Origin of the sequence: Dyella silvatica (assembly GCF_026283955.1) — a bacterium.
Classification (GTDB): Bacteria; Pseudomonadota; Gammaproteobacteria; order Xanthomonadales; family Rhodanobacteraceae; genus Dyella_C; species Dyella_C silvatica.
In genome coordinates this window covers 1-5,684 of sequence record NZ_JAPDPE010000181.1, presented here as the reverse complement: position 1 = coordinate 5,684, position 5,684 = coordinate 1, and the positions used below count along the sequence as shown (strand labels likewise).

5 protein-coding genes and 1 pseudogene are annotated in these 5,684 nt (G+C 59.4%); 3 read left to right on the top strand and 3 right to left on the bottom strand.

Annotation, left to right across the window (positions count from 1 at the left end; genetic code table 11):
- The coding region (gene gyrA, locus OUZ52_RS21950) for a DNA gyrase subunit A (RefSeq protein ID WP_266160732.1) at positions 1 to 2,254 on the top strand (2,254 nt) is incomplete at its 5' end.
- Positions 2,255 to 2,368: 114 nt separating this feature from the next.
- Here gyrA and OUZ52_RS21945 read toward each other — a convergent pair.
- The gene (locus tag OUZ52_RS21945; protein WP_266160731.1) at positions 2,369 to 2,851 is read right to left on the bottom strand and encodes a peroxiredoxin; all 483 of its coding nucleotides are present in this window, start codon (positions 2,849 to 2,851) and stop codon (positions 2,369 to 2,371) included.
- Positions 2,852 to 3,050: 199 nt separating this feature from the next.
- Between OUZ52_RS21945 and OUZ52_RS21940 the strand changes: the two genes are divergently transcribed.
- On the top strand, positions 3,051 to 3,503 hold the full coding sequence (locus OUZ52_RS21940; RefSeq protein WP_266160730.1) for an Hsp20/alpha crystallin family protein: 453 nt from the start codon (positions 3,051 to 3,053) through the stop codon (positions 3,501 to 3,503).
- Between the two features lie 244 nt (positions 3,504 to 3,747).
- Complete coding sequence (locus OUZ52_RS21935) at positions 3,748 to 4,647, top strand: J domain-containing protein (RefSeq protein WP_266160729.1); 900 nt, start codon at positions 3,748 to 3,750, stop codon at positions 4,645 to 4,647.
- A 109-nt stretch (positions 4,648 to 4,756) separates the two neighbouring features.
- Here OUZ52_RS21935 and pilH read toward each other — a convergent pair whose 3' ends face one another.
- The gene (gene pilH, locus OUZ52_RS21930) at positions 4,757 to 5,122 is read right to left on the bottom strand and encodes a twitching motility response regulator PilH (RefSeq protein ID WP_266160728.1); all 366 of its coding nucleotides are present in this window, start codon (positions 5,120 to 5,122) and stop codon (positions 4,757 to 4,759) included.
- Positions 5,123 to 5,209: 87 nt separating this feature from the next.
- Positions 5,210 to 5,684, bottom strand: a pseudogene (locus tag OUZ52_RS21925) (oxidoreductase); the annotation flags it as partial.

The following is a 5,684-nucleotide window of genomic DNA, read 5'->3' as shown; positions in this document are numbered from 1 at the left end:
GCATGAATTGCTTGCCGATATCGATAAAGAAACCGTCGATTTCGGCCCCAACTACGACGAGAGCGAGCACGAGCCGCTGGTGCTGCCCACCCGCGTGCCGACCCTGCTGATCAACGGTTCGGCCGGTATCGCGGTGGGCATGGCCACCAATGTGCCGCCGCATAACCTCAACGAAGTCATTGCCGCGACGATTGCGCTGATCGACGACCCGTCGCTGTCGATCGACGAATTGATGCAGTTCATTCCCGGGCCGGATTTTCCGACCTACGGCATCATCAACGGTTCCTCCGGCATCATCGAGGCCTACCGTACCGGTCGTGGCCGTATCCTGGTTCGCGCACGCGCAGAAATCGAAACCGAATCGAACGGCCGCGAGACGATTATCGTCAGAGAGCTGCCGTATCAAGTGAATAAAGCGCGGTTGATCGAGAAGATCGCCGAGCTGGTGAAAGAGAAAAAGCTCGAAGGCATCAGCGAGCTGCGCGACGAATCCGATAAAGACGGCATGCGCGTCGTGATCGAAATCCGTCGTGATTCGATGGGCGACGTGGTGCTGAACAACCTGTTCCAGCAAACCCAGTTGCAGGTCACGTTCGGCATCAACATGGTGGCCTTGCTGGATGGTCAGCCGCGTTTGCTCAACCTCAAGGATATTCTTGAGGCGTTCATTCGCCACCGCCGTGAGGTGGTTACCCGTCGCACCATTTTCGAGCTGCGCAAAGCCCGTGCTCGCGCGCATATCCTCGAAGGCCTCACCGTTGCGCTGGCCAATATCGACGAGATGATCGAGCTGATTCGCAGCTCCGCCTCGCCGGCCGAAGCACGCGAGCGCATGCTGGCACGCAAATGGCAGCCGGGTCTGGTCAACACGCTGCTGGCTGCCGCCGGTGCTGAATCCTCGCGTCCCGAAGACATGGATCCGCGCGAAGGCTTGAAGAACGACGGCTACCAGTTGTCCGAAGTGCAGGCCTCTGAAATCCTGGCAATGCGTCTGCATCGCTTGACCGGCCTGGAGCAGGAAAAACTTTCCGACGAATACCGTCAAATTCTCGATGTCATTCGTGGCCTGATCGAGATCCTGGAAGATCCGGTACGTTTGCTGGCGGTGATTCGCGGTGAGCTGGAGGTGATCCTGGCTGAGTTCGGCGACAAACGCCGCACCGAGATTCAGCATTCGCAGGAAGATCTCAACGTTCTCGATTTGATCGCGCCGGAAGATGTCGTGGTGACGCTGTCGCACACGGGTTATGTGAAGCGCCAGCCCGCCAGCACTTATCGCGCGCAACGCCGTGGCGGCAAAGGCCGTTCTGCCTCGGCACTGAAAGACGAGGATTTCGTCGAGCAGCTGTGGGTGGTCAATACCCATGACACCTTGCTGGCGTTTACCAGCACGGGCCGGGTCTATTGGCTTAAGGTCTACCAGATGCCGGAATCCGGCCCGAATGCGCGCGGCAAGCCGATGGTGAATCTGCTGCCGTTGGGCGAGGGTGAGAAAGTGCAGGCGGTGTTGCCGGTACGCGAGTACAGCGAGGGTCGTTTCGTGTTCTTCGCGACCAAGCAGGGTACGGTGAAAAAGACCCCGCTTACCGAGTTTGCCTTCCAGCTGCAGAAGGGCAAGATCGCGATCAGCCTCGATGAAGGCGATGCGTTGGTCAATGTCGCGTTGACCGATGGCAATAGCGATGTGCTGTTGTTTGCTTCCAACGGCAAGACCGTGCGCTTCGACGAAGACGAGGTGCGTTCTTCAGGCCGTACCTCGCGTGGCGTGCGCGGCATGAAGCTGGCCGACGGCTGCGAAGTCGTGTCGCTGATCGTGGCCGCCGCAGGGGACATTCTTACCGCGACCCAGCGTGGTTACGGCAAGCGCACCGTGCTCGACGAGTTCCCCAAGAAGGGGCGTGGCACGCAGGGTGTTATCGGCATTCAGTGCTCCGAGCGTAACGGCAAGCTGGTCGCTGCGACCCAGGTCACCGAGGCGCACGAAATGATGCTGATCTCCGATCAAGGCACGCTGGTGCGTACCCGCGTGGCAGAGGTTTCTCAGCTCAGCCGCAATACCCAGGGCGTTACCTTGATCCGTCTGCCGGCCGACGAAACGCTGATCAGCGTGGTGCGCTTGGATGCCGAAGAAGAAAACGGTGAAGATGCAGAACCTATCGACGTGATTGCGCCGATCGACGGCGGTGATGCCGATAATGACGCCACCGTGGTTATTGAGCCCGTAGCCGACGATTCCGTATCGACGGAAGAGTGAGTCTGCTGAGTGCCTGAAAAAGAAAAGCCCCGGTTATGCCGGGGCTTTTCTTTTAATCAGCATCGTCCATCAATCCCGGCAAGAGATTAAAGGCATGCAGGCATGCTTGCCGGTTTAGTCCTCAATTGCTGCCAGCATGGCTTCGGCGGTAGATACGTTGAGCTCGCCTGGTGCTTCGAGGTGCAGCTGCTTGACCAGGCCGTCCTCGGCGTAGAGCGCAAAGCGCCGCGCGCGCAGGCCCATGCCATAGGCGGTGCCATCCAGTTCCAAACCGAGTGCCCGGGTGAAGTTGCCGTTGCCGTCGGCCAACATCAACAGCCCTGTCGGAACCTGCTGTGCTTGCGCCCAGGCTTGCATGACATAGGCGTCATTGACCGACAGGCACATCACCTCGATACCGCGCTGACGAAACGCCTGAAAATGCTTCACATAGCCGGGCATGTGTTTACTTGAGCAGGTCGGCGTGAAAGCGCCGGGCACGGCGAATAACACGACTTTGCGGCCAACGAAAAGATCGCTGGTGCGGTGTTGCTGGATCTCGCCGTCGAAGACAGCAATCGAGGTGTCAGGTAGGTAGGCGCCGGGTTGGATGCTCATGGGGTTACCTGTCCATGCAAGTTGGGGGGGAGGGGGCTGAGTTTAGAGGCTGGCCGTCACTGTAGTGGCTTTGTGGGTCAGCTGACCGGGAAATGAAGCGGTGGCCCAAGATGGGTCCGCCATCTTGAATCGGCGCAGCGCGCACCTACGTATGGAGCCAAGCGGTACTGATACCGCAACCTAATCAAGGATTATCGATATGAGCTTTCAACGTGTTTCGGCATGGAATGCTAACCATGGTTTGCAGCAGGAGCTGCGTCAGGCTTTTGGCCATCTTTTTCAAAATGACGGCGGTGACGTTTCGCAGGGTAGCCCTGGTCAGTGGGCACCACGGGTAGATATTCACGAGAACGAGCAGCGCTTTTTGATTCTTGCCGATATCCCGGGTGTGGATCCGGCCACGATCGAGGTCAGCATGGACAAAGGCCGGCTCATCATCAAGGGCGAGCGCCCGGCAGTAAGCCTTGAGCAGGGCGAAAAGCTCAGCCGTACCGAGCGTGCTCATGGCGCCTTCCAACGTCACTTTGGCTTGCCCGACAGCGCCGATGCCGAGGGCATTACAGCTCATGGCAAGCACGGTGTACTGGAGATTGTGATTCCCAAGAAGGCACAGGTATCGCCACGGCGCATCACCATTCACACCAATCACTAGGCGCGATGTCAGGAGTCAGTTGGAGCAGGGATGGTCGCTCGGATGGCGGCCGCTGCACTGGACCATGGCGTGGCATGGTCCAGGGTATCGACGAGAAGCGGCGCTGAACGCGGCGACTTTTAGGCACCGGTCAATCTCGACAGACGCCTGACGGCAGACGCGTTAATCTTGCTACTCAGCCCGTGGCGGACGATGATCCGCCGCGGGCTTTGTATTGGTTGGAGCCCATGGCCGGGGAAGTACAGTGGAATTCAAAGATTATTACGACACCTTGGGTGTAAAGCCTGACGCCAGCGAGGCGGAGATCAAGGCCGCTTATCGCAAACTGGCACGCAAATACCACCCAGACAAGAACAAAGAAGCCGGGTCCGAAGAAAAATTCAAAGCCATTAACGAAGCCAATGAAGTGCTTCGCGATGCCGAAAAACGCCGTGCTTACGATCAAGTGCGCGCTGGCGGTTATCGCCAGGGCGAACAGTTTCGGCCGCCGCCGGGTTTTGGGCAGGGCCATAACTTCGATTTCGGCGACGGTGGACACGGCGATTTCAGCGATTTCTTCGAGAGCATGTTCGGCCGCGCGGCGGGCGGGCAACGTGGCGCTCCGCGCGCCCGACGCGGCAGCGATATCCAGGCGCAAGTACAGATTGATCTTAAAACGGCCTTTGACGGTGGCCGCACTCGGCTGGCACTGCAAGATTCCAGCGGCGGCGAGCGTGTGCTGGAGGTGAAAATTCCCGCCGGCATCCAGCCGGGCAAGGTTATTCGTCTGGCCGGGCAGGGGCACCCTGGTATGGGTGGAGGCCCCAGTGGCGATTTGTTGCTCGAAGTGGGTATTCGCGACGACGCGCAGTTTCGCCTGGATGGTCACAATGTGTTGCACGTGTTGGCGATTACCCCATGGGATGCCGCGCTTGGCGCGACATTGGCCGTGCCGACCCTGGCTGGCACGGTGGATCTGCGTATTCCTGCCGGCTCGCAGTCGGGCCGTAAGCTGCGCCTGAAAGGACGCGGGATGCCTGGAGCGCATCCGGGTGATCAGCTGGTCGAGCTGTCGATCCGTGTGCCGTTGCCCGAGAACGACACGCAACGCGCCGCGTATGAAGCCTTGCGCGAGCAGTTTCCCGATTATGACCCGCGAACCTGAGCGACGCCGGTGCAGCTGGCGTAGGCATAAAGCCAGCGGGATGGATCTACGAAAAACGGCGCCCTGGGCGCCGTTTTTCGTGAATACGTCGATGAGTGGGCTAGGCGATTCAGCCCGGTAGCAATTCTTTCAACGTGGCGATTAATTCTTCTTCCTTGATCGGCTTGGTGACGTAGGCCTTGGCGCCTTGGCGCATGCCCCAGACCTTGTCGGTTTCCTGATCCTTGGTGGTGACCAGCACGACCGGAATATGCGCGGTGGTCGGATCTTTGCTGATCGTGCGGGTAGCCTGAAAACCATTGAGGTTCGGCATGACGACATCCATCAGGATCAGATTGGGGAGCTCGCGCTTGGCGGCTTCGACGCCTGCGGCGCCGTCCTCAGCGGTAACTACCTCGTGCCCGAGCTTTTCGACGATGCGTTTGATGCCAAGCAGTTGCGACGGCGAATCGTCGACGATCAGGATGCGAGCCATGAATATCCCCTTAAACAGTAGCTGAGATTCTACGTGCGAGCTGCCTTGCTTCCAAGCGCCAGGGCAACCGCGGCAGCATAGATCCTTTCAAACATCTCCCACATTTACCAGCGTCCGGCCAAATGAAGCGCCCGCCAGCATGATGTCGAAAACGCCGGGTAATTCGTCGAGGCCTACTTCACGGGTGCAAATCGTCGGCAGATGCCGGGGTTTCCAGTCGTTGGCCAGGCGTTGCCAGGCTTCATCGCGAAGGTTTCGCGCGGTGCCGGCGGAGGCAATGCCGAGCAGGCTGGCGCCGCGAATAATGAAGGGCATTACTGTACTGTCGAAGCCGAAGCCGCCTGCATTTCCGCAGATGGCGACGTTGCCGTAGGGCGCGATAAGCGGCAGCAGGCCGGTCAGCATGGCGCCGCCGACATTGTCCAGGGCGCCGCCGAAGCGCACCGAATCCATGGGTTTGCCGCTGAATGCCAACTGCTGCCGGTCCAGGCATTGGGTCGCGCCGAGTGTGCGTAGAACGTCGAAATGCTCGGTTTTTCCGCTGATCGCATGCACCTCGTAA

Excerpts from the sequence above, each read along its gene's own strand:
- OUZ52_RS21945 (WP_266160731.1), bottom strand. The coding sequence starts at position 2,851 with ATGAGCATCCAACCCGGCGCCTACCTACCTGACACCTCGATTGCTGTC.
- OUZ52_RS21940 (WP_266160730.1), top strand. The coding sequence starts at position 3,051 with ATGAGCTTTCAACGTGTTTCGGCATGGAATGCTAACCATGGTTTGCAG.
- pilH (WP_266160728.1), bottom strand. The coding sequence starts at position 5,122 with ATGGCTCGCATCCTGATCGTCGACGATTCGCCGTCGCAACTGCTTGGC.